This is a genomic window from Paenibacillus sp. SRL342 (assembly GCF_984798905.1).
On record NZ_OZ481790.1, the window covers coordinates 5,582,860 to 5,606,908 of the forward strand.

Sequence of the window (24,049 nt, forward strand, 5' to 3'; positions counted from 1 at the left end):
TGAACCGGATATGATTAACTTGTACGTTATAACTGAAATAATTGAGATGCCGTATGGGATAAGAACTATTATCCTTCGACCCGGTAGACACTCTTAATGCGGCGAATGACGCTGAGTGATTCAAAATGTTTTAACACTTTATCCATGCTTGCCTTACTTGCATTATGTGTAACGATAATGATCTCGGCATCCGGGTTGTGCTCATTCGGCTGTTGAACAACCGACGCCAGACTGACATCATACTCTGCGAAAATTTGTGTGATTTGTGCCAACACCCCGGCTTTGTCGTCTACGTGTAGTAAAATAAAGTTTTTCGACACGATCTGCTCGTCGCTTTGTAGTCGCTTAATCTTATAAGGCACAATTGCTTTGAGACCGTTCACGCCAAGTTTAAGGTTTTTGGTAACCGCCACAATGTCAGCTACAACCGAAGTTGCCGTTGGGAGTTCTCCCGCACCCGCACCGTAGAACATTGTCTCCCCTACAGCTTCACCGTGTACATATACTGCGTTGAACACACCGTTGACTGAAGCAATCGGGTGATTCTGTCTAACCATTGTCGGCTGAACGCTGATCGTGATCTCATCGCCAATACGGTCCGCAATACCAAGTAACTTCATCTCATAGCCCAGTCTTTTGGCATACATAATGTCTTCACGAGTCACGGAGGATATTCCTTTAACGGTTACATCCTTCAACTCCACATTGGTGCGGAAACCGAGTGTACTCAAGATCGCCATTTTGCGAGCTGCGTCAAGTCCCTCCACATCGGATGTTGGATCCGATTCGGCGTATCCCAGAGCCTGTGCTTCAGTCAGTACTTCTTCATAGGATGCACCTTCCTGACTCATTTTGGTCAGAATAAAGTTCGTTGTTCCGTTCACAATCCCCATAATGCGGGTAATCCGGTCAGAAGAGAAACCTTCAATCAGCGTACGAATGATCGGAATCCCTCCAGCAACACTCGCCTCATAGAACACGTCACATTGTTTTTCCTGTGCCTTCGCCAAAATCTCTGTACCATGCAGTGCCATGAGATCTTTGTTTGCTGTTACGATATGCTTCCCACGTTCCAACGCTTCAAGAATATACTCCTTCGTCTGATCAATGCCGCCCATGACTTCAACGATGACATCAATATCCGGATGACGAATGACTTCCCAAGGATCTTCCGTAAGCTTGGCACGGTCTACAGCAATAACACGTTCTTTCTCTGTATTTTTCACTGCGATCTTCTCGATGACAATCGGCGATCCAACCTGACTGCTCAGATCCTCCTGATTCCCTTCCACAATGCGAACGACTCCCGTTCCGACAGTTCCCAGACCCAACAATCCGACTTTTACTGGTTTCACTAACGATCTACCCCCTAATGTCTATTCTTGTCTGTCAGTCCTGTATGTTATTAAAGCCTAATTACCCTTGGCCTACTATACGTGTGCGTCTTACTCCAGGCATATCTTGCATTCGATCCAGCATTTCACCAATTTCACCATGAAGATGTGTCGTTTCCACTGAAATGACAACATTGGCTCTTCCCTGAAGCGGGATACTCTGATTAATCGTGAGTACATTAGCTCCATAACCAGCTACATGTCCAAGCACACGAGACAAGATACCCGACTGATGCTCCAAGTCAATGGAGATCGTTACAATTCTCTCGCGCTCAAGCTGGTTGATCAGATGTATTCCATCCTTGTACTTGTAAAAGGCACTCCGGCTTAATCCGACCTGTTCAACCGCCTCATGCACTGTTTTAACATCGCCAGAAGCCAGTAGTTCTTTTACCTGCATGGTCTTCACCACTGCCTCTGGTAAAATATCTTCCCGTACTAAGTAATAGCGTTCGTTCACAGAACGTCCTCTCCTCAAAGACTCATGTATTCATATAGTGGACATTATATAGGATCTATGACAAAAGGGCAATACATGACACGCCTATTTTTTGAAATACGTTCCTCACAGTATACAAGTTTATCCCTCTCCCATGTCAGGAAAAAACAAAAAAACGCAGAGTTGCGGGTCAACTTCCCACTTCTCTGCGTTCCTATATCGATCTGTCTCTCCACGGAAGACAGCTACTTAATAGTAACTGCTGCCTTCCACGAATTCGAATTCAAAGTCTCCAATACGCACGATGGTGCCTTCTACAGCTCCGCGCTTACGCAACTCAGCGTCCACACCCATATAACGAAGTGTACGTGCGAGTTTCAGTATAGCTTCATGCGAGTTCAGTTGCATCCGTTTCATCATGCGGTCAATCTTGGCACTTTCGACAACGAACATTTCGTTCTCACGCACAATTTTGAAACCATCGTCTTCTTTTTTGTCCAGACTGTATACTTTACGTTCAGATACATCTGCTACCTCTTCAACCACTCGCTCGTCTGGAACCTGATCCAGCAGATCAGCTGCACGATACAGAAGTTCTTGAATACCTTTCCGGGTCAAGGATGAAATTGGCATCACTTCAATATCAGGTTGAACTTCGCGAACTTGCTGTAAAAATTGCTCCAGGTTCGCTTCAGAGTCTGGCATATCCATCTTGTTAGCTGCTACAATTTGCGTTCTCTCGGCGAGAAGCGGATTGTATAACTTCAATTCGTCATTGATTTTCTGCCAGTCTTCAAAAGGATCGCGTCCTTCTGAACCCGACATATCTACGACATGAACAATAATACGAGTACGCTCAACATGACGCAGGAACTCATGCCCCAGTCCGACTCCTTCATGTGCACCTTCAATCAGTCCAGGCAAATCGGCCATAACAAAGCTTCGGCCTTCTCCTACACCGACTACACCCAGATTCGGTGTAATGGTTGTGAAATGGTATGCCCCGATCTTTGGCTTGGCTGACGAAACGACAGAAAGCAATGTGGATTTCCCGACACTCGGGAAACCAACCAGACCAACATCTGCCATAACTTTCAGTTCGAGTACGATGTAACGCTCTTGTCCTTCTTCACCGTTCTCAGCAAGTTCAGGTGCAGGATTGTTCGGTGTAGCAAATCGGATGTTACCCCGTCCGCCCCGACCACCACGAGCAATAACAACCTGTTGACCGTGACGTGTCATATCCGCCAGTACTTCTCCACTGTCTTCATCCAAGATGATAGTTCCTGGTGGAATGCGCACAATCATATTCTCCGCGTTTGCACCATGCTGACTTTTATTACGTCCCTTCTCACCACGTGGGGCCTTGAAGTGACGCTGGTAACGGAAATCCATCAACGTACGCAAACCTTCATCCACGCGGAAAATGATGTCAGCTCCTCTGCCTCCATCGCCCCCGGCAGGTCCGCCGTTTGGTACATACTTCTCACGACGGAAAGAAATAATTCCGTCCCCTCCGTCTCCGGCTTTTACATAAATCTTCGCTTTATCTACAAACATTGGTTAACCCCTTCTTCCTATATTCCACACGGCATTCTGAATTGTATAAACGTATCCTCAGACGGAAACTGCTCCGTTCTGACTTTTTTTCCTTTGAGCACGGCAGTAAGCTGCCGCAGTGTTTCCGGATCGGGTGTTTGATCCCCGTCCAGTCGGACAACCACATCTCCATGATCCTGTCCGAAGTTCAAGGTCAGTTTGCGAACCTCTCCCCAAGAAGACCGGCCGCCGCCATATTGATAGGCCCTGATTGCATCTGCAATGGCCCCGGTAAGTGACTCGCCATCCTCGGGAGAGACCAGAGCACTAAGCTGCAACTCATCTTCTATTTCCACATGCAATTCCAGCGCGATTCCACTGGCCCGAAAAGACTGAAGATAAAATACGAGGGAAGGAATGCCTAATCTGGAGATTCGACTTTCTTCTGTAACCCGCTCTTTTATTCTTTCCACACATTGCAAGGATTTATCAAGTTTGCCCAGCCGAAGATATCCATATAACACCTGAAGGTCGTTCATCCAGTCGTGTCGATGATGATTTAATGAAGCAATTGCTGTTTTTTCCATGGATTGTATGATGGCTCTGCGTTCCGCCTCGGCCTGTTTCTTCATCGCATTCACAGAAATGAGCAATACTGCGACGGACCACAATGCGCACACGACGCTTGAGATCATCGCCGGATACAACATAACGAAAACCAAAGGAATCAGAAGTGAACATGCCGCAATCCACGGCACTCTTTTCCAAGATTTCATGGCTTCTCCCCGTTCTACAAAACTCGGTTGGTCTACACCCACCGTAACCAAGTATAACATGTCTTTTCTGCCAGTTCATTATCGAATAACCGTTGAATACAAAAAACCTTCGGCAAAAATGCCGAAGGCTCCTTAGGCGGAATGCCGATATTACGCTTCTACTGCTGCTGCTACAGGAGCAACATTAACAGGATAGATGCTTACTTTTTTGCGATCGCGTCCCCAACGTTCGAATTTTACAACGCCGTCGATTTTCGCGAACAAAGTGTCATCTTTACCGATGCCAACGTTAGTTCCTGGGTGAATTTTCGTTCCGCGTTGGCGAACGAGAATGCTACCACCAGTTACAGTTTGACCATCAGCACGTTTAACACCCAGACGTTGAGCATTACTGTCACGTCCGTTCTTCGTGGAACCTACACCTTTTTTCGATGCGAATAACTGAAGATTTAATTTCAACATGATTGGTTGTCCTCCTTCTTTGCTTATTTGAATTGCTGTATTTTAATATACTTCCCGTATGACTCTGCAATATTAGAGAGCATAACCACCATGGATTCGAGTAACAATTGTACCTGGGACCAGGTTTCCCCTCTCTCTAACAAAGGTAAAGAACCGCTTAAAAAGCCATTCTTCATCTTGGCATCCATTTCGACACCGGTCAATGTTTCAATCGAGTTCACCGTACCCACTGTAACAGCGGATACCCCGGCACATACGATGTCTTCTCCCCGCTTGGCAAAATTAGCATGCCCTTCAATGGAAAAACGTTCGATGTTCCCGTCCTCATCACGAAAGATTTGAACGATAATCACTTATCGCACCTTCTTTACGCTTTGATTGTTTCGATAGTTACTTTAGTGTACGGTTGACGGTGACCTTGCTTCACATGGTAGTTCTTTTTAGGTTTGTATTTGTATACGATAACCTTTTGTCCTTTGCCATGTTTCTCCACTTTAGCCGTTACAGTAGCTCCGGAAATCAATGGTGTACCTGCTGTCAAACCTTGATCGTTAGATACAGCCAGGACACGGTCGAACGTTACGCTTTCGCCATCGTTCGCAGTCAATTTCTCGATGAACAGAACATCGCCCTCTTGGACTTTGTACTGTTTGCCGCCTGTTTCAATAATTGCGTACATTTGCCTTGCACCTCCTCATGTCTCAGACTCGCCCGTTCTCAGGTGACAGTGTCCTTGCGGAACTGTTCTTATACCCGGCCAGTGCGGTTACAGCATGTGCAAGACCATTAGGCTAAACACATACTTGAAGATTATATCACGCAATATATCAAAAATCAATGCAAAGGTGAAATATATCTTTTTCCCGTTCCATGGCAGGAAGAACACGGCTCCACATAGGGCAACGTACTTTCTTCCCGCACTTTCTTACGGGTAAGTTCGAGCAAACCCAGTTTGGTCCAACCCATTACAAACGCTTTGGTCCGATCCTTCTTGAGCTCACCCTCCAAGGTTGCTGCGACTTCATGCCGATTCGAGGCTTCCTCCATATCAATGAAGTCGACAATAATCATGCCACCGATATCCCGCAGGCGCATCAGACGGGCAATCTCTACTGCTGCCTGTATGTTGGTCTCTGTCACGGTCTCTTCCAGACTGTCACCGCCAGCTCCCGTATACTTCCCCGTATTCACATCCACGACAGTCAGAGCCTCGGTATGATCAATAACAATGTATCCGCCTCCGGGCAACCACACTTTCCGGGCAAAATCCTTATTCAACTGTTCCTGCACACCATAGGCTGCAAAGATGGATTCTGTTCCCCGATACACCTGTACTTTGGGTTGGTGACCAGGACTAATCTCTTCGAGCAATGCTTTTACCTCACGGGCTTGTCCTTCACTATCAGTGATGACTTCGTCACTCCCTGGCGTATACACATCTCTGATGATTCGCTGTACCATGCTATGATCCCGATGCAAGAGGCTTGGTGAAGGCAAACTGTCCGCTTTTTCACGAATCAGATACCACTGCGCGCGTAATGTTTCCAAGTCCGACTTAATGGCTTCATGCTGCTCTTCTCCAGATACGGTCCGAATAATAAGTCCTTCTTCATCCCGCCTCAGTTGCTCCCCAAGTGCCTTAAGACGGGAACGATCCCCTTCACGGGCAATTTTCTTGGATACCGCTACATAGTCAGCAACAGGCATGTAGACAAGCCAACGGCCCGGGAGTGAATAATGAGTCGTCACCCGGGCTCCCTTGCCTCCTACCGGTTCTTTCAGAACCTGAACAATGACTTCCTGACCCGGGCGAAGCAACTCCGAGATGGAAGGCTTCACCTTGGGCTGTTTCTCCAGATGGGGATGCAACACATCGTCCACATAGAGGAACGCATTCTTTTTCTGACCAATATCCACAAAAGCAGCTTGCATACCTGGTAACACATTCACGACCCGTCCCTTGAAAAAGGAACCCAGCAGTCCACGATCACGTGTACGCTCTGCCGTAAATTCCACAGCTTTGCCTTCTTCCAGAAGCGCCATTTGCATGAGGTTATGTTCATTATGTACTATCATTTGTTTCATGGCTTCACCTCTAGAAGACAATTCAAATCATCCACATCCATTTCAGTATCTTTTCAATTCTCATTGTACATATATTAACCCATTTCAGAACAGGTCCACCAGAACACTACAATTTATCACCATTTTGTTGAAAATAGGAACCGATTATCCGTTGCTCAGGCAAGACGGCCATAATTCGCCCCTGTCTGTTCATCACGTATACCATATGGTATCTTTCTCTCTTTAATAGACGCAAAATAGTGTCCAAAGGTTTCGCCGGAAATGAGATTATTGGCTGCGCCAAACTGCCAGTAGCCGCGTGACGAGCGAACGCGCCTTCCCGATTCATGAGAAAACGGATGAAGCGATAGGGCACATTTCGATAATCCGTTACGTTGGAATAGAACAAAAAAAGGCCGATTAACAGAATGTTGAGCGGTAGGCCGTAGTCGCCAGTAAACCATCGGCTGATAGCATATAAAATAACCCCTACGCTACACAGAATGCTAATTCTGTAAGTCCACATTAAAGTTGTGTAGTAGGGTGCCCACAGACTGACAAGCGCCTGAACAATTTTACCTCCGTCCAGAGGAAGTACAGGCAGCAGATTAAAGAGAGCAATGAGCAGGTTCCCCTGAATGATATAGTTGAGAAATACCGGATCGCCCAGATTGCCATACTGCAACAGCATAACCACGCCAACCATCAGGATGTTTTGTAATGGACCAGCCAGAGCAATCATGATTTCCCGGTAGGCCGTGATTGTACCTCCATCTTCGATAACCGCTACTCCTCCAAAAGGGAGCATCTGGATTGACAAAACACGATAGCCCAGAAGGGCAGCAGCCGTAGCATGTCCACATTCATGAATGAATACGATGGCAAACAACGTAATAAGTTCAATGAAATGTCCAGTCAGAAGGGAGGCCATCATAATAATTACAAAAAACGGATGAAACGTAATGCGGACTCCCCACACCCTAATCAAGGGCAACAACTTCCGCTGGGTCTACGTACTCCTCCCCCTCTTTGACTGCAAAATAGAGCGTGGCCGGTTGTTCACCACCCGTAGCCTTGAGACTCCCCACCAGATTCCCTGCTTCCACCCAGTCATTCACGCTCACTTCACTTTCGTTCAGACGACCGTATATTGCCGTGACATTGCCTGTATGCTGGATGACAACTGTGAATCCACTTGCTGCATCGCCGATAACCTCCATGACACGCCCTGCATCAGAACTTGCGACCTGTATAAGTTCTGCACCTGCGGCATCCGGAACGATCTCAATTCCCTTCATGCTCAGCGCGAATGGCTGAACCACTGTGCCTGAGATCGGTTTGCCCAATAACTGCCGAATGCCTGAACCATTGACAGCATCCGTCGTATGTCCGAGGACTGGAAGAAACGAAGGCGTTCCTCCAAAATGCCGTTCATACCAAGCCGCTGCTGAGGCAAAATCCATATCTCGATGGAGTGCATCCGCAATTACTGTTTTGGTTGATGTCGTCCACGATGTATCCAACTGAAACAGACCCCATACTCCGCCAAATATCAAAGCGCTAATGACCGTCCGTTTGAGAAGTGACTTGAACAGGTTGAATCTCGAATGCCCCCCTGGAACAAAATGACCATTCTCTTTTTTCCACAACCATTCCGGATCTCTTTCCTGTATCCCCTCACTAGGCGTAAATGGTTTTGGGTTAATGATCTCATTCTTGTCCAAAAGTGAACCTACTTTTTGCTCCTGTAAGACCTCCACAGTGGCACCATCCATCAATCGCCGGATGCGTTCTTCTCGTCTCTGCTTGATTCTGAGTTTCGTGTTCATGAAATGTCCTCCCGCCGAGGCTTGTTTACTACATCCTATGAAGAGGCGCTTGATAATATGAACAAGCCTGCCCGCAGGTAACAAAAAAAGCCGGGCTATATGCCACGGCTGTCATGTAATTGCTTAATGAATAAGTTCGTTTAACGAGTTAACCCATTCCGAAGAACTTTTTGAACCGAGTGAAAGCTCCCTTTTTCTGCTCCAGCTGCATTAATGGGACCGTATCTCCCAGAATGCGTCGTGCGATATTTCGATACGCAATCGCCGCAAGTGAATCCGGATTCATGACCGTAGGTTCTCCTGAATTGGCAGCTTTGATGACCAGTTCATCATCAGGCACAATGCCGATCAAGTCAATATTAAGTACTTGTAAAATACCATCGATATCTAACATGTCACCCGATTTAACCATATTATTGCGAATTCGATTCACCACCAGCTTTGGTGATTGAATGTGCGAACTCTCCAGTAGGCCGATGACACGATCCGCATCACGTACTGCAGCATTTTCCGGTGTAGTGACCACGATGGCCTGATCTGCTCCTGCTACCGCATTTTTGAAACCCTGCTCTATGCCGGCTGGGCAATCAATAATGACGTACTCAAAATCTTTTTTCAATTCAAGGATAATATCCTTGACCTGTTCTGGCGACACTGAGTTTTTGTCTCTCGTCTGCGCTGCAGGCAACATGTATAATTCTTCGAAACGCTTGTCTTTGACCAAAGCCTGATTCAGACGGCAGCGGCCGTCCGCAACGTCGCACAGATCGTAAATAATACGGTTTTCGAGTCCCATCACGACATCCAAATTACGAAGGCCGATATCGGTATCTACCAGACAAACCTTTTTGCCGAGCAGCGCCAGCGCTGTCCCGATGTTTGCCGAGGTGGTTGTTTTACCCACGCCGCCTTTACCCGAAGTGATCACGATCGCCTCTCCCATGAGCTACACTCCTTTAAACACATTAAAATCTCGGCGTAACCGAACGATATTGCTCATTTTGTCTATCTGCATCTGATTGTCCTGTAAGTAAGCAAATTCCATTCCGGTCTCTCGGCTCTCCCATTCATCGGGAGGACGACTGATGATATCCGCAATCCGTAGCTGCGTCGGTGCAAATACCGAAGCGGCAATGATCGCTTCCTCGTCCCCGCCAATTCCGGCATGAGCCATACCTCTGAGTGAACCCAACACATATATATCTCCGGTACACGTCACTGTGCCCCCCGGATTGATATCCCCAAGAAACAGGAGATTTCCTTCATGATGAAGCACCTGACCTGAACGCACCATACCACACATGGTTACAATCGGCGGTGGTCCTTTAACCTCCGGTTGGAGTGCAGGTGAGTCGATGGATCGAATAAGCAAATTCCCTTTTTGCTTCAATATATCGAGGATTGCTTCTTTCTGGTCCTCTGTCACTTCGCGGGCACCCAACTTGATATCCACATGAACAATCGGTCCGGTCAAAATATTTTGATGGCTGTGTTCCAGCTTATAGCGGAGCTCATAGAGCAATTCCTCGAATTCACATTGATCGTCCAACAGGAAAACCAGGCCGTCTCGGATGCCTTTAATCGTTACGTGATTCGATTTTACCGTCATAAGCCTGTCCCTCCCATCTCATTACATTTCGTGCCCGGGGCCCCAAGTTCCTGCTTTGCGCTCCATAAATGTATTTAGGAAGCTTCTTCTGTCTTGCTCCGTCTCTTGCCGATCCGCTCCAGTTGTTTCCGAAGCGGGACATATATGATCAAGGCAAACACAAAATGAATGAACAAATTAGGAATCATGTATTCAATCAACGCCCAGTCAAAGGTCACGTGGTTAAGTTGGAAGAGCTTGTACAGGAAAAATAGCATGGTGTCATTAAGCAGACTTCCCAAAATGACAACCGATACCATAACCGGCAGTGGTGCACGTGGTGCTTGAAAAATGAGTCCCATCATGTATGCCGATAATCCCATCGAGAATCCATAAGGTCCAATCATCTCGCCGTAGAATACAACGTCATGCAATAGTCCAAAAAATATACCGAGTACTAGTGCCGTGTGACGATGATGATATACAGCGATAAACAAAATTACGATATAGACCAGATTGGCAGAAATACGCATGTGCCAGCCAGAAGGGATGAGCAGCGGCAAAATTGTGCCTTCCGCAATGAACAAAACGAATAGTAACAGGAACAAAACTTGCTTGCGTGTTACCATTATTCTTTTACCTCAGGCGGGATAATGACAATCAGCTCTTTCCAGTCAAGGAAGCTGGCGTATGGTTCGATAATCGCAGTCCTTGTTAAACCGTATTCCCCAACTTCAACCTTCTCCACTTTACCAATCCGCATGTACTTCGGAAAATTGTTAATAATTCCGGAGGAGATAATCTCATCATCCTCTTTGATATTAGAATCCTCTGAGATTTTGGTCATCTTGAGCATGCCCGTCTTCGGATCGTAACTCTCAATCATACCAAACACTTTCTCTTTACCTACTGCCGTTGCTGCAATGGCATTGGATGTTGGATCATTGGCATCCATGGACGTTAACAGATTAACCGTTGATGTATAGGAGCTGACATGACTGATCACGCCGACCAGCCCTTCCTGGGAGGTAACGGCCATCCCCGGCTTGATTCCCGCATTTTCACCGATATCAATGTTAATGGTTCTGCTGTTTGGATCCGAATTGGCACTGATAACCTGAGCAATTCGTGAACCGTAATTATAGCGATTCTTCTGTTCTTCTGTGAAATTGAGCGCTTTCTGAAGTTGCTCATTCACTTGCTCCATATCATTATACTTCAGCCGATCTCGGGTATAGTGACCCATCGCGATGCGGAGCTCTTCATTCTCTTCATATACCGTACGCATGTTCGCTACATCTTTGAAAAAGCCCGCTACATAGGAAGCGGGCTTGTAAAATACGTATTGTACAAATCCAACTGAATCCTTCAGGAATTTCTCCGGCCAGGATAGAGTGGTTCGCGGACTGAGCGTAAAGCCCATTAACGCGATAAATGTAACAAGGCCCACCAGCAAAACAAAAAGTCTTTTGTTGCCTAGCAGTTTAAACAGTTCGAACACCCTCTAACATCCATATTCTCTTCCGAGCCATGCCCGGCGGGGAGACTGTCAGACCTGTAGTCCCTGCGAGAATATCAGCCGATCCTCCCCTGTTAAGCGGGTAATAGCTCATCCCCGGGGTTAACCGGGTCCTCTATAAAGATATCTTGCCACTTGGTCGCTATGCCAAGTTAGGCAAATACCAATTAACGTTTGGAACGAACTGCCGAACTGCTTCTGCTTTTGAACAAATGAATATTCTCTAGCGCTTTACCTGTTCCGATTGCTACACAATCCAGCGGGTTCTCAGCCACAATGACAGGCATTCCTGTCTCACCAGCGAGAAGCTTGTCCAGGTTACGAAGCAATGCCCCACCACCTGTAAGAACGATACCCCGATCCATGATATCGGCAGCAAGTTCAGGCGGGCATTTTTCCAGTGTTACTTTTACCGCTTCAACAATTGCATTCACCGTATCAGCCAGCGCTTCACTGATCTCGTCCGAAGTAATCGTAATGGTCTTCGGCAGACCTGTTACAAGGTCACGTCCACGAATTTCCATCGTTTCTACTTGTTCCAATGGCATAGCTGATCCAATATCCATCTTCAATTGCTCTGATGTACGCTCACCGATCATCAGATTGTATTGGCGTTTGATGTACTGGATAACGGATTCATCCATCTCGTCACCTGCAACACGAACCGAACGGCTCGTAACAATACCACCAAGAGAGATAACAGCCACTTCTGTTGTGCCGCCACCGATATCTACAACCATACTACCCGTTGGTTCCCATACAGGCAGATCTGCACCGATTGCAGCTGCAAAAGGCTCTTCAATTGTATAGGCTTCACGTGCTCCGGCCTGTTTGGTTGCATCTTCAACCGCACGTTGTTCTACTGCCGTGATCCCGGATGGTACACATACCATTACGTTTGGATGACGCTGGAACATGGAGCGTTGTTTCTGAGCTTCACGGATGAAATATTTGATCATCGTTGCCGTTGTATCAAAATCGGCAATAACGCCATCTTTCATTGGACGAATGGCACGAATGTTACCTGGTGTACGTCCAATCATTTTTTTGGCGGCTTCACCTACTGCCTCGATGCTATTTGTATCTGTCCGTATAGCGACAACCGAAGGTTCTCGCACCACAATTCCTTTTCCTCGTACATAAACCAACGTATTTGCTGTCCCCAAGTCAATACCCAAATCTTTCGTAAAACCACCAAACATAACATAATCTCCTTTTCTGCCTCATATAGCCGCTCCATTCTGATCCAGAGCGTAATAATTTTATTCCCACGCAATACGTGGAGCTAATATTCGCATTTGTTTTTTTGCATTTGTAAAGTGAACCTATCTTTTACGGACAACGCCGTTAACATTCATAGGAAAACATCAACGCCAACCATTATATTATACTAAGCCCTTCTCCTTCAAACTTACGTACGTTCCATCTCCGATAATAATATGATCAAGCACGTCAATACCAACAATAGCGCCTGCTTCAATCAGTCTCTTGGTTATTTGGATATCCTCCGGACTGGGCGTAGGATCACCACTCGGATGGTTGTGTGCGCACACAATCGATGCGCTGCTGCATTTGATGGCAGCCCGGAACACTTCACGTGGATGTACAATCGAAGCGTTAAGGCTGCCCATGGAGAGTGTTTCCTGGGCAATAATATGATTTTTGCTATTCAGAAAGAGACACACAAAATGTTCTTTTTGCAAATAACGCAATTGTTCCATCAGGATATCAGCTGCATCACGCGGTGTACGAATTGAAGTCGACTGTGTGAGTCTGCTTTTGGCAATCCGATGACCCAGCTCAATGCCAGCTTTCAATTGCACAGCCTTGGCATTGCCAATCCCTTTCATCGCGGTCAGTTCTTCCAGACTCAAATCCATCAACGAGCGAATGCCACCCGCTTCGGCCAGAATCCGCTGTGCCATATGCACCGCGGATTCCTGTCTTGTGCCTGTTCGAAGTAAAATTGCCAGCAATTCAGCATGGCTTAAGGCGCCCGCCCCGTATTCCATCATGCGTTCTCTCGGGCGTTCTTCCTGGGGGATGTCGCGCATCATGTATTGAGGCGACTCCATATGTTCCCTCTTTTCATTTCACAACATTTGGCTTCATTCATGTTCGTGGCAACACATGTACGCCGAACCCGTCCAACATATCACTTAGCAAAGATAGCGGCAAGCCAACCACATTAAAATAACATCCTTCAATGCGGTCGATCAGTGAAGCACCAATGCCCTGAATGGCATATGATCCTGCCTTATCTGAAGGCTCACCTGTCTGCACATAAGCACGGATGGTCGCATCCGACAGCTCTTTCATCGTTACATCGGTCTGGCGGTAATGAACTAACGACTGTCCATTGCCCGCATCAATACAAGCAACGCCCGTAAACACCCGATGTACGCGGCCCTGCAGCCGGGATAACATACGTTCAGCATCCGCTTCGTCTAAGGGTTTGCCTAGAATCTCACCATCCAGAACAACAACGGTGTCACTACCAACAATAATGGCTTCCTGCTCGCGGCCTTCAAGCCCGCGATACACGGCAAGCGCCTTGCGCAAAGCAAGTTCCTGTACCGTCTGTTCAGGTGTCCACTCTGGTGGTGTATCTTCATTGGCATGACTTGGTATTACATCAAACGCTAGGTGGAGTGATGCGATCAGTTCTTTGCGCCGAGGCGATGTGGAGGCCAGAATAATAGGGCGCTGTTGTGTGTTATCCAAAATGAACGGCTCCTTATGCCACGGCAACATCCTGTCGGGATCACGATAATAGATGTCACTGGTTTAATTTTTTTCGTCATAACTCGTCATTCTCCTACAGTCTGCGATACAGCCACACAGCGGCAATCATACCGATCAGACTCAGAAGGCTCATTTGAAATTGAAGTGAAATATTATAACTGATAATATCCAAATCAGCCTGTGGCGACCAACGTATGGTCGTGGCTTTCGTAAGAAAGGCTACTGCCTTTACAGGCTGCAGTGCCTTGGCGATCCACGCTCCGGCCATCCAGCCGAGCAGCAGAAACAGCAATAACATGCCGAAGTTTTTTTTCATCGGTAATCTTCCCTCGCCATTTTTTGACACCCACATTATTATACGGGGTTTTGTACGTCAATACAAACACAAATCCGGCAAGGGGAACTATTTCCAGTTCCTTGCCGGATGGGTATTTCCAAGCGTTGTTATGGGAAAGAACATGTTACTGCTTTATCGCTTCAAGCCATTTTTTCTGCTGCAGTACATATTCCATCAGATCGGACTGCACGGACCACATGTGTACATCATCCGGGTTTTTGTTGTACTCCGCGATAGCCGTAATTGCATTGTTCATTGATTTCTCCATTCCACCAATAATAGGTTGTACATCTGCGGTCAGGCCAGGTGTAAGACTATTCAATCCCGTCAGCCATGACTCGTGCTTATTTTGGATCGCGGTCATCGTTTCTGAAGAGACTGCTGCCGGAGCAGACTGTCCCAGCTGCTGAATGGACAAGGTAGATAATTGTTCCACCAGTGCAGAACTGTTTGTGAAGAAAAGCTGCACATCCTCTTGTTTGCCACCGAATATAGCCGGATTGATCTCAGGGTTCACAATCTCCTTGACATACAGTTCAACTCCCTGGGCTTTTAGCCTGGAGCTAAGCAGCTTGGCCTCTTCACGATCAGCCGAAATGCCTGCATATACTCGATTGCCATCTTCAGGATCAGAACCTGCGGCTATCCCTGCCTGAGCGAGCTCAAGCTTGGCCTGCTCAGCACGTTCAGGAGAACTGAATACACCGTATTGAAGTGCATAATACGTGCTGCCAGTCGCCGCTGTCTGGAGTTGCTGTTCTGTACCTGCAGCCCCCTCCTGACCCGTCACAGTAGAAACTGCCTGATTGACGGGCAGAAGATCGCCTGGCTTCGCGGCTCCTTCTTTATTAAAAAATGAAAGAATAACCATACCAAAAAGTGCTCCGGTAACAAGTGCCCCAGTGACAGAACCAATCATTTTCCATCCCCTTGGAGGGCGATTGCGTTTATAGGAATAGTTCTCCGAATCTGCAAGCCAGTCGTGGCCTTGATCATCATGGAAATTGGGCAGATCACGACGCTCTTCCTCCGGATTATCGGTGTGATTAACATAACCGGAACTGGAACGGTTCCTAAAATAATGGGCCTCATCCAAGTTCAAGTTCGAATCATGACTCACCCGTTCGTCAGGTTCAGCTACAGTAGAGCTTGTCAGCACCGTCTCTCCCCAGTCTCCGGGGATATCCTCAGGCGTCCATGATGGGGTTGTATCCATCTGCTTAGGCGTTAGCGGTTGATTATGCGGTAATTCTTCACTTAACGTCACCAATGGACTGGACGCAGATATCCTCTTGTTTTCAGGCTTGTCCGACTCATGATCCCCGAAGCGAAACGTCATTCTAGCATTGCTCACCCGTACCCTCTCCTTTGTCCCATTTATATAAGCTATATGCAGAGACTGGAGAATACATTCCATATAACGCAAAAAACGCCTGCTTCGTATCGAAGACAGGCGATTTCTCAATTGATCTATTTCAAACCTTTGGCAAGTGTATCGCCGACTTTCCAAATATCACCTGCACCCATCGTAATCACAAGATCTCCTGGCTGCAGACGATGCTGCAAATCAGCCACAACTTCCTCTTTCGTTGGGAGGTAACGTGCAGAAGCATTACTGTTTTGAACGATCAATTCAACCAGTCTGGCTGAGGTTACCCCTTCGATCTGTTTTTCGCCCGCAGGAGAATAGATATCCGTAATAAGCACCTCATCCGCTTCCGCGAAAGCACGACTGAACGCATCCAGCAGGAAGAAGGTCCGCGTATAACGCTGTGGCTGGAATACTGCAATAATGCGTTTGCCCGTTGCTTTGGCGGCACTGATGGTAGCTTCAATCTCAGTCGGGTGATGAGCATAATCATCGATGATCAGCATATCACGCGCCTCGCCCAATACCTGGAATCTGCGTTTGGCTCCGTGGAACTGGATGATAGCTGCCACAATCTTCTCAAATGGAATGCCTGCCTCCAGACAGGTAATCACAGTAGCCATCGCATTATAAACGTTATGCTTACCCGGCACTGATAATTCCACCGTGCCCATAGCAGCACCCTGATGATTCATCGTAAAGGAGATACGGCGATCGCCCAGTACAATATCCGTTGCCGTATAATCTGCAGCACGATCAATACCATAGGTTGTAATCCGTGACTTGAGTTCTGGCAAAATCGCTTGAACATTCTCGTCGTCAGAACACACAATCGCTGTTCCTTCCGGACGAATCTGGCTCAGGAACTGCACATAAGCCCTTTTGAGCTCCTCAAAATCACTGTTGTAATTCTCCAGATGATCTGCCTCAATATTGGTTACAATACCGAGCCATGGATGGTACTGCAAAAACGAACCATCGCTCTCGTCCGCTTCAGCGACTACCCAATCGCCTTGACCAGCCTTCGCGTTGGTACCCACATTCATGATTTCTCCGCCAATAATGTATGTCGGATCTGTATCACATTTATCCATAACAAGTGCAATCATGGATGAAGTGGTTGTTTTACCATGAGCCCCAGCTACAGCCACACCTTTACGTTCGTTCAACAAACGTGCAAGCATCTGGGAACGATGCAGAATCGGAATGTTCAGCTCTGCAGCTGCTACCCGTTCCACATTATCAGCAGGCGCTGCCGTAGAGTAGACAACAAGGTCTGCTCCAGTGACGTGCTCTGCCGTATGTCCGATATATATTTTCGCTCCCTTGGCTGCCAACTTCTCGGTCAACTCCTGTGAAGCGACATCCGATCCGGTAACGGTGTATCCCATTTCCAACATAACTCTTGCGATGGCACTCATGCCATATCCGCCAATCCCTATAAAATGAACGTGTTCCGATGTATTTAACAAAACTTTCACCAACCTTTTTCAGAATCGGTTTGATGCAAAAGGGCTGCCCGCACATCCGCAATCAGGTACAGTGTGCCGGAGACCACCCCCAGATCTTCCGCTTCCGTCCGTGACTTCAATAGATCAAGTGCCTTTGCCCATTCGGGCTCGACGATGATTTCCAGTTCCTGCTTCGCAATGGCGGGACGTACCCGTTCGACAATCTGCAGCAATTCGGCTGCATCCATTTTGCGTCGGAAATCTGGCTCGGTCAGGATCAGCGTATCCACTAGTGGCAGTATATGCTGCAAATACGCTTCGTGATGCTTATTTGCCAACATACCCATCATCAAAATTAACTTGTTGTGCGGATAGACATCCATAATGCTCTTGGCCAGTGACTCTGCCCCTTCTGGATTATGTGCTCCATCAAGCACAATTCGGGGTTCATCGACGACTTTTTCGAATCTTCCTGCCCAGAAAGCATTCTCCAGTCCAAGTGCAATATCGTTGTCATCCAGCATAAATGCCATGTATTGTCTAAGCAATTCAAGCACCATAAGTGCGGCCGCTGCATTGTCACATTGATGTGAGCCCTGCATACGTATGCGAACGTCCAGGTCACGAAACGGGCCTGTAAAATGAAAAGATTGTCCGTTCTCATTGCTGTCCAGTCTATGATAAGAGAATTGATCTCCAGCCAAATACACGCTTGATTGAAGCTGCTGTGCTTTCTCCTGAATCACCTTCACAGCTTCGGGTTGAGTCGCGCAAGTCACAACGGGTACTCCCGGCTTGATAATACCTGCCTTTTCTCCAGCAATCTGCTCAATCGTATCTCCAAGCACATCCGTATGATCCATACCAATGTTGGTGATGACGGACACAACAGGTGCGACAATATTCGTTACGTCCATCCTTCCCCCTAGCCCCGTCTCCCATACCACAACGTCAGGGTAACACTCCTCTGCATAGTACAGAAGCGCCAGAGCCGTGGACACCTCAAACATCGTGGGTGATCCAAGCGGAGTGGAGGCCATTTCCATGACCAGTGGATGTAATCGATTCGAGAGCTTAAGCAGGATTTCTTCAGGAATATCCTCACCGTTGTATTGAAAACGGTTTGTAAACTTGGTGATATAAGGCGAAGTAAAGGTACCCACATCATATCCAGCCTGAAGAAGCACTGACGTCAAAAAAGCGCAAGTCGAACCTTTGCCGTTCGTTCCCGCGACATGAATAAATTTGAGACGTTGGTGTGGGTTGCCTAACATGGACATCAGACTCTCGATTCGTTCCAATCCAGGTCGGATGCCAAAAGGAATAAGGCCATTGATCCAGTCCACGGCCTCGTTATACGTAAGTAAAGGAGCTGCTGCATCTGTCCCGTCTAATTCCGTCATCTGATTCACCTTCGGTCCCGAGTTTGAGTGAAAAAAGCGGCCGGATGGCATAATGGCTCTCCATCCGACCCAAATATATTAACCTTTAAGTTCCTTGATTCGTGCAATCACTTTATCCCGTTTATCGGAATAATCGGCTTGCTTGGCGCGCTCTTCCTCAATAACTTTGGCAGGAGCTTTGGCAACAAAGCCTTCGTTCGCCAGCTTTTTCTCTACACGGAGAACTTCGCCCTCAAGGTTCTCCAACTCTTTCTCCAAACGAGCCACTTCCTGCTCGATATCAATAAGACCTGCGAGCGGCAAGTATAGTTCTGCCCCCGTAATGATCGCAGTCATTGCCTTGTCCGGTGAGTTTAAATCCAGCCCACTATCGAACTCGGACGTATTACAGAAACGTTTGATGTAGTGACTGTTACGCTCAATGATGCTGGACGTCTCAGGACTGTTTGCTTTGACCATCAACTCGATCTTTTTGCTCATCGGCACGTTCACTTCTGCACGAATGTTTCGAACTGCACGAATGGTATCCATGAGCAGGTTCATCTCGGCAACAGCCTCTGGGTTCTCAAGAGCAGGATCATATACCGGCCATGATGCCAGCGTAATCGTCTCACCTTCATGAGGCAGATGCTGCCAGATCTCTTCGGAGATGTATGGCATAAACGGATGAATCAGGCGCATGGTCTGATCCAGCACATAAGCAAGCACCGATTGTGTTTTCTTCTTGGCAACCGGATCTTCCCCATAGAAGGACAGCTTCGCAAACTCAATGTACCAGTCACACAGGTCATCCCAGATAAAGTTATACAACACACGACCCGTTTCCCCAAATTCATACGCTTCGATTAGACGCGTAATATCGCGGGAAGTTTCGTTCAGACGGTGCAAAATCCAATAATCCGCTGTACCAAGCTCTCCACTGATGTCACGTTCCTCATAGGTGAATCCTTCCAGATTCATCAATGCAAAGCGCGAAGCATTCCAGATCTTGTTGGCGAAATTACGAGCCTGCTCCACCCGTTCCCAACGGAAACGCAGATCCTGACCTGGCGTGCTGCTGGTTGAGATCATGTAGCGCATTGCATCTGCGCCGTATTTCTCAATCACATCGAGCGGGTCTACACCGTTGCCCAATGATTTGGACATTTTGCGTCCATCTGCGTCACGAACAAGACCATGCATCAGTACATCCTTGAACGGAATCTCATCAGTGAATTCCAATGCAGTGAAAATCATACGTGCAACCCAGAAATATATGATGTCATACCCTGTCACAAGTACACTTGTTGGATAATAACGTTGCAGATCTTCCGTATCTTCCGGCCAGCCTAGTGTGGAGAAAGGCCATAATCCGGAGCTAAACCATGTATCCAGAACGTCTTCATCCTGTCTGAGCTTGCGTCCAGCATACTCTGGCAGCGTTGTTGGATCTTCAGCAGATACGATGATTTCACCCGTTTCCTCATCATACCAGGCAGGAATACGATGTCCCCACCACAGTTGACGGGAAATACACCAGTCACGAACGTTCTCGATCCAGTTCAGATAGGTTTTCTCAAAACGGTCTGGAACAAAATTAACCCCTTCGCCGCTCTGTTGTTTCTTGATCGCTCTCTCTGCAAGTGGCTTCATCTCAACAAACCACTGTGTAGAGAGATACGGCTCAACAACAGCTCCGGTACGTTCACTGTGTCCAACCTGATGCGTGTGATCCTCAATATTGATCAATACGCCCTGCTCTTTCAAGTCAGCAACAATCTGCTTGCGGCAGTCACTGCGATCCAGTCCCTGATACTTGCCAGCCTCAGCATTCATTGTGCCGCTCTCATCCATTACAGTAATTTGAGGCAGATCATGACGAAGACCTACTTCAAAGTCATTCGGATCATGCGCAGGCGTGATTTTAACTGCACCACTTCCGAACTCTTTATCCACATAATCATCAGCGATAATTGGAATTTCGCGTCCAATGATTGGCAGTACAAGTACTTTACCAATCATATCTGCATAACGCTCATCCTTCGGATGTACAGCAACCGCTGTATCACCCAGCATCGTTTCAGGACGCGTTGTTGCCACGGTAACGTAGCCACTTCCGTCTTTGAGTGGGTAACGCAGATGGTACAAGTGACCCTGAACCTCTTTATATTCAACCTCAATGTCGGACAGAGCTGTCCGGTTCACCGGGTCCCAGTTAATGATGCGTTTCCCTCGGTAAATAAGGCCTTTTTCATACAGTTGAACAAATACTTTGCGAACCGCTTGGGACAGACCTTCATCCAGCGTAAAACGTTCACGTGAGTAGTCAAGCGACAATCCCATTTTGCCCCATTGCTGACGAATGGTAGTGGCATATTGATCTTTCCAGTCCCATACTTTCTCCAGAAACTTCTCACGTCCCAGATCATAACGAGTCAGACCTTCTTCACGCAGCTTCTGCTCCACTTTGGTTTGGGTTGCAATACCTGCATGGTCGGAACCCGGAAGCCACAGTGCATCATAACCTTGCATCCGTTTGGTGCGGATCAGAATATCCTGCAGTGTAAAATCGAGCGCATGCCCAATGTGCAGCATCCCTGTCACATTTGGGGGCGGAATTACAATTGTATACGGCTCGGCATCTTTACGTTGACCGGCTTTGAAATATCCACGCTCCATCCAGGTGGCGTACCATTTATCCTCTGCCGCCTTAGGATCGTAAGTGGTCGGCATTTCTGTTGCAGCTGATTTTTTTTCCTCAGACATGTGTCATTCCTCCGTTACTTCATCATCTTCGCCAAAAAAAACAAAAAAAACCTTTCATCCATCAAAGGACGAAAGGTTAGCTTTCGCGGTACCACCTTTGTTTCACGCCGACAGCAAGATAGACTTCACCCTCTGTACATGACGTGACACTTCAAGCAGATAACGGCTGCTACCGGCCCATCCTACCTCAGAAATAAATGACGATAGATCTCATTCATCCCTTGTATTCAAACAGGCAACTCCCGGGCGACTTCGATCAGTTGGTTCCTGCGGAATCTCACAGCGTTGCAATTCCACTCTCTGAAAGGTCATACTGTCTACTACTCCCGTTCCACGTTGTTCTTCAAAAAACCTACACACATCATACCTTGCTCGTGCGCGATAGTCAACCTGACAACAGCGGATAAAGAGCGCTGGAATGCAGGTTTAGGACGAATCATGCAAAAACCCGCAATCCTCAAGGGGATCACGGGTCGTAACGAAGGCTTTAACTGCGGATTAAGGGATGTACAATATCTGACCTTCTTCCACAACCTGCTCAGATAATCGGTTATACAACTGAAGTTCCCTCGTGCTCAATTGATAACGATCTGCAATGGCATCCAGTGTATCTTCTCGCTGAACAATGCACAGTTTCACCTTGCGGAATGGGGTCTGGTCCACGATTGTTCCCAGGAACAGGTTCTTCCATTCCACATCATCAGCTGGATATGTTTCTTCCTGTACCACCCCCGCAGGAACTTCATCACCTCGCTCCACTTCAGCATCGCGTGCCGCTCTGCCCGAGGATAACAAGGAAGAGATACCTACGCCCTCTTCTTGCCGTGGTGCGGATTCTTTTTTGCTGCCAAAAGCAACCTTCAGCTCCGGCTTGTCTTCCGTCTCAGCCACAGGTTCAGGAACAAATGCTTCGTTCTGTACGAACTCGTCTACCCCAGTCGCTTCAAAAGACGGCCGGTCTTCCTCCGCGTTGCCTGGTTCGGACGGAGCAAATACACCTTGCCAGTTCTCCGCCTGTGATTCGCCCGGGACATCGGCAACCGCCTGATTCTCCTGCTGAGGTACAGATCTCGCTGATTCGAAGTGCCATACCTCTGGTGCGTCCGGTACATCCCGTGCTGCCAACTCATTAGATGATTGAGCAGTAGGCTCTGAGACTGCTTGATCTGCACTTCTCGAGTTCGCAGGCAATACATCCACGGAAGGCTCGGACCAACCCGAAGACTCGTCTTCCAGGGGCAGCAATGGTTCCGACTCAGGGTAAGAAGCTAACCGATCAGCAGTCTCAGCCATAAATGACGAGATCGGAGAAGGTTCGCTATATTGCTCATTAGATGCCAATTCATCTGCATTCGCCGTCAGAGATGCGGGATCTTCGTTTGCATCAGGTTGTCTGTTTTCGTTAGCGTACTCCGCACTTTGCTCCTCGGATTGAAGTGGCTCGGCCAATGACGAATTCGCATATTCCTGCTGCGATTCTTCGCTATTCCCTAATTTCTCTTCCCTTGTGGACAGGTCAGCGAATTCAGGAGCACCATATGCAAGTTCTGCTGCATTTGCAAGTCTCTCTTCCTCACTCCGCTGGAGCAGGTACTCCTGTGCAAATATGTTGGGGTCGCTACCTGTCTGTGCTGCTTCATCGGAACGGTTGGATTGCTGAGCATCAGGTGAGTGGACAACTGTAAACTCATCTGCTGACCACACTTGTGGCTCTTCAACAGGAAAACCTTCGATGCCTCGCAGCGACAATACGCCTGTAATGTTCAGACTGCGATTGGATAACAGATCCACGTCAAAATTTTCGATCTCGATGGAAATATCCTCAATTGATCTGACCCGGTTCAGCGGCACTGTGATCTCCACGGGAATGAAATGTTTGAGCTCCTCTGAAGCCTCATTTTCTCCTCTGTACGCACCTGTAAGTAAAAGATGCCCTCTTAAGGTGGCATGATCATCCTGCCCTATGACTTGAATGCGCGGGTATAGTTCAATCTCCTCCAATTCCTCAATCGCAGGGACTCCCTCAGACAAATGAACGCGCTCATAAATATCGAACCGCAAACCATAAGGTTGATTCAACAAAGGTGGCGTCCTCCTTTCGGCATATGTTCACCATGATCCTTCTCATGGGACTGATCCATGGTCCAAATCCTTCGTTACCCCATCTATATGCCTTGAATGAGGGGAGCATGCCACCTTTTGAAAAACCTTGTTATATTAAGCGAAATAGAGAATGTTGCACCTAGCCACTTCGATGACAGAATAACCTTCCGATCACTGTTATCCCCAGATTTTTTTGATTCCCTTCTTCAAAGGGAAAATGCGGGGATAGCTTATGCTTCCGAAGCAGCTTTCTTTCAGAAAGCTTTTAGGCGAACGCTTTGCTTCT

At 47.5% G+C, this 24,049-nt stretch carries 23 protein-coding genes and 2 other annotated features; all 23 genes read right to left on the bottom strand.

The window, feature by feature from the left end:
- Positions 1 to 68 precede the first annotated feature (68 nt).
- Entirely contained in the window at positions 69 to 1,355 is a 1,287-nt protein-coding gene (locus AC4E8D_RS24620; protein WP_221820856.1) for a homoserine dehydrogenase, read from the bottom strand.
- A gap of 61 nt (positions 1,356 to 1,416) precedes the next feature.
- Positions 1,417 to 1,854: an ACT domain-containing protein gene (locus AC4E8D_RS24625; RefSeq protein WP_017692625.1), complete on the bottom strand. Its 438-nt coding sequence runs from the start codon at positions 1,852 to 1,854 to the stop codon at positions 1,417 to 1,419.
- Between the two features lie 228 nt (positions 1,855 to 2,082).
- Positions 2,083 to 3,393, bottom strand: a complete 1,311-nt coding sequence (gene obgE / locus AC4E8D_RS24630; RefSeq protein ID WP_076216952.1) for a GTPase ObgE — start codon at positions 3,391 to 3,393, stop codon at positions 2,083 to 2,085.
- Between the two features lie 17 nt (positions 3,394 to 3,410).
- Complete coding sequence (locus tag AC4E8D_RS24635) at positions 3,411 to 4,148, bottom strand: Spo0B domain-containing protein (RefSeq protein ID WP_026081503.1); 738 nt, start codon at positions 4,146 to 4,148, stop codon at positions 3,411 to 3,413.
- A 150-nt stretch (positions 4,149 to 4,298) separates the two neighbouring features.
- Complete coding sequence (gene rpmA / locus AC4E8D_RS24640; protein ID WP_017692622.1) at positions 4,299 to 4,610, bottom strand: 50S ribosomal protein L27; 312 nt, start codon at positions 4,608 to 4,610, stop codon at positions 4,299 to 4,301.
- 23 nt (positions 4,611 to 4,633) lie between these two features.
- Positions 4,634 to 4,963 carry a ribosomal-processing cysteine protease Prp gene (locus AC4E8D_RS24645; RefSeq protein ID WP_036605912.1) on the bottom strand — a complete coding sequence of 110 codons (330 nt, stop codon included), beginning with the start codon at positions 4,961 to 4,963 and terminating at the stop codon, positions 4,634 to 4,636.
- Positions 4,964 to 4,977: 14 nt separating this feature from the next.
- Positions 4,978 to 5,289 carry a 50S ribosomal protein L21 gene (rplU, locus tag AC4E8D_RS24650; protein WP_017692620.1) on the bottom strand — a complete coding sequence of 104 codons (312 nt, stop codon included), beginning with the start codon at positions 5,287 to 5,289 and terminating at the stop codon, positions 4,978 to 4,980.
- Positions 5,290 to 5,303: 14 nt separating this feature from the next.
- Positions 5,304 to 5,388, bottom strand: a sequence feature (ribosomal protein L21 leader region).
- Between the two features lie 56 nt (positions 5,389 to 5,444).
- Entirely contained in the window at positions 5,445 to 6,695 is a 1,251-nt protein-coding gene (locus AC4E8D_RS24655) for an Rne/Rng family ribonuclease (protein WP_036605911.1), read from the bottom strand.
- A gap of 106 nt (positions 6,696 to 6,801) precedes the next feature.
- Positions 6,802 to 7,662 (bottom strand): M50 family metallopeptidase, encoded by an 861-nt coding sequence (locus AC4E8D_RS24660; RefSeq protein ID WP_339178851.1) that lies wholly within the window; start codon positions 7,660 to 7,662, stop codon positions 6,802 to 6,804.
- The gene (locus AC4E8D_RS24665) at positions 7,655 to 8,503 is read right to left on the bottom strand and encodes a peptidoglycan DD-metalloendopeptidase family protein (RefSeq protein ID WP_449004650.1); all 849 of its coding nucleotides are present in this window, start codon (positions 8,501 to 8,503) and stop codon (positions 7,655 to 7,657) included. The genes AC4E8D_RS24660 and AC4E8D_RS24665 overlap by 8 nt, the downstream gene beginning before the upstream one ends.
- Before the next feature lie 148 nt (positions 8,504 to 8,651).
- A complete protein-coding gene (gene minD / locus AC4E8D_RS24670) occupies positions 8,652 to 9,446 on the bottom strand; it encodes a septum site-determining protein MinD (protein WP_053783092.1) in 795 nt (264 codons plus the stop codon).
- Positions 9,447 to 9,449: 3 nt separating this feature from the next.
- Entirely contained in the window at positions 9,450 to 10,112 is a 663-nt protein-coding gene (gene minC, locus AC4E8D_RS24675; protein ID WP_017692615.1) for a septum site-determining protein MinC, read from the bottom strand.
- A gap of 74 nt (positions 10,113 to 10,186) precedes the next feature.
- Positions 10,187 to 10,720, bottom strand: coding sequence for a rod shape-determining protein MreD (gene mreD, locus AC4E8D_RS24680; protein ID WP_091037552.1), 534 nt, complete (start codon positions 10,718 to 10,720; stop codon positions 10,187 to 10,189).
- Positions 10,720 to 11,592: a rod shape-determining protein MreC gene (mreC, locus tag AC4E8D_RS24685; protein WP_210109919.1), complete on the bottom strand. Its 873-nt coding sequence runs from the start codon at positions 11,590 to 11,592 to the stop codon at positions 10,720 to 10,722. Before mreC ends, mreD begins: the two co-directional genes overlap by 1 nt.
- 185 nt (positions 11,593 to 11,777) lie before the next feature.
- Positions 11,778 to 12,812 carry a rod shape-determining protein gene (locus tag AC4E8D_RS24690; RefSeq protein ID WP_017692612.1) on the bottom strand — a complete coding sequence of 345 codons (1,035 nt, stop codon included), beginning with the start codon at positions 12,810 to 12,812 and terminating at the stop codon, positions 11,778 to 11,780.
- Between the two features lie 183 nt (positions 12,813 to 12,995).
- On the bottom strand, positions 12,996 to 13,685 hold the full coding sequence (radC, locus tag AC4E8D_RS24695; RefSeq protein ID WP_036673540.1) for a RadC family protein: 690 nt from the start codon (positions 13,683 to 13,685) through the stop codon (positions 12,996 to 12,998).
- 37 nt (positions 13,686 to 13,722) lie between these two features.
- A complete protein-coding gene (locus AC4E8D_RS24700) occupies positions 13,723 to 14,334 on the bottom strand; it encodes a Maf family protein (RefSeq protein WP_036673538.1) in 612 nt (203 codons plus the stop codon).
- Positions 14,335 to 14,428: 94 nt separating this feature from the next.
- Positions 14,429 to 14,671 carry a DUF4321 domain-containing protein gene (locus AC4E8D_RS24705; protein WP_036605903.1) on the bottom strand — a complete coding sequence of 81 codons (243 nt, stop codon included), beginning with the start codon at positions 14,669 to 14,671 and terminating at the stop codon, positions 14,429 to 14,431.
- A 145-nt stretch (positions 14,672 to 14,816) separates the two neighbouring features.
- Positions 14,817 to 16,046 carry an SPOR domain-containing protein gene (locus AC4E8D_RS24710; protein ID WP_490205343.1) on the bottom strand — a complete coding sequence of 410 codons (1,230 nt, stop codon included), beginning with the start codon at positions 16,044 to 16,046 and terminating at the stop codon, positions 14,817 to 14,819.
- A gap of 116 nt (positions 16,047 to 16,162) precedes the next feature.
- Positions 16,163 to 17,533, bottom strand: coding sequence for a UDP-N-acetylmuramate--L-alanine ligase (gene murC, locus AC4E8D_RS24715; protein WP_036605902.1), 1,371 nt, complete (start codon positions 17,531 to 17,533; stop codon positions 16,163 to 16,165).
- A 5-nt stretch (positions 17,534 to 17,538) separates the two neighbouring features.
- The gene (locus AC4E8D_RS24720; RefSeq protein ID WP_036673600.1) at positions 17,539 to 18,915 is read right to left on the bottom strand and encodes a bifunctional folylpolyglutamate synthase/dihydrofolate synthase; all 1,377 of its coding nucleotides are present in this window, start codon (positions 18,913 to 18,915) and stop codon (positions 17,539 to 17,541) included.
- Between the two features lie 78 nt (positions 18,916 to 18,993).
- Positions 18,994 to 21,660 (bottom strand): valine--tRNA ligase, encoded by a 2,667-nt coding sequence (locus AC4E8D_RS24725; protein ID WP_221820862.1) that lies wholly within the window; start codon positions 21,658 to 21,660, stop codon positions 18,994 to 18,996.
- A gap of 61 nt (positions 21,661 to 21,721) precedes the next feature.
- Positions 21,722 to 22,003, bottom strand: a binding site (T-box leader).
- A gap of 155 nt (positions 22,004 to 22,158) precedes the next feature.
- Positions 22,159 to 23,742, bottom strand: a complete 1,584-nt coding sequence (locus tag AC4E8D_RS24730; protein WP_221820863.1) for a LysM peptidoglycan-binding domain-containing protein — start codon at positions 23,740 to 23,742, stop codon at positions 22,159 to 22,161.
- Between the last annotated feature and the right edge of the window lie 307 nt (positions 23,743 to 24,049).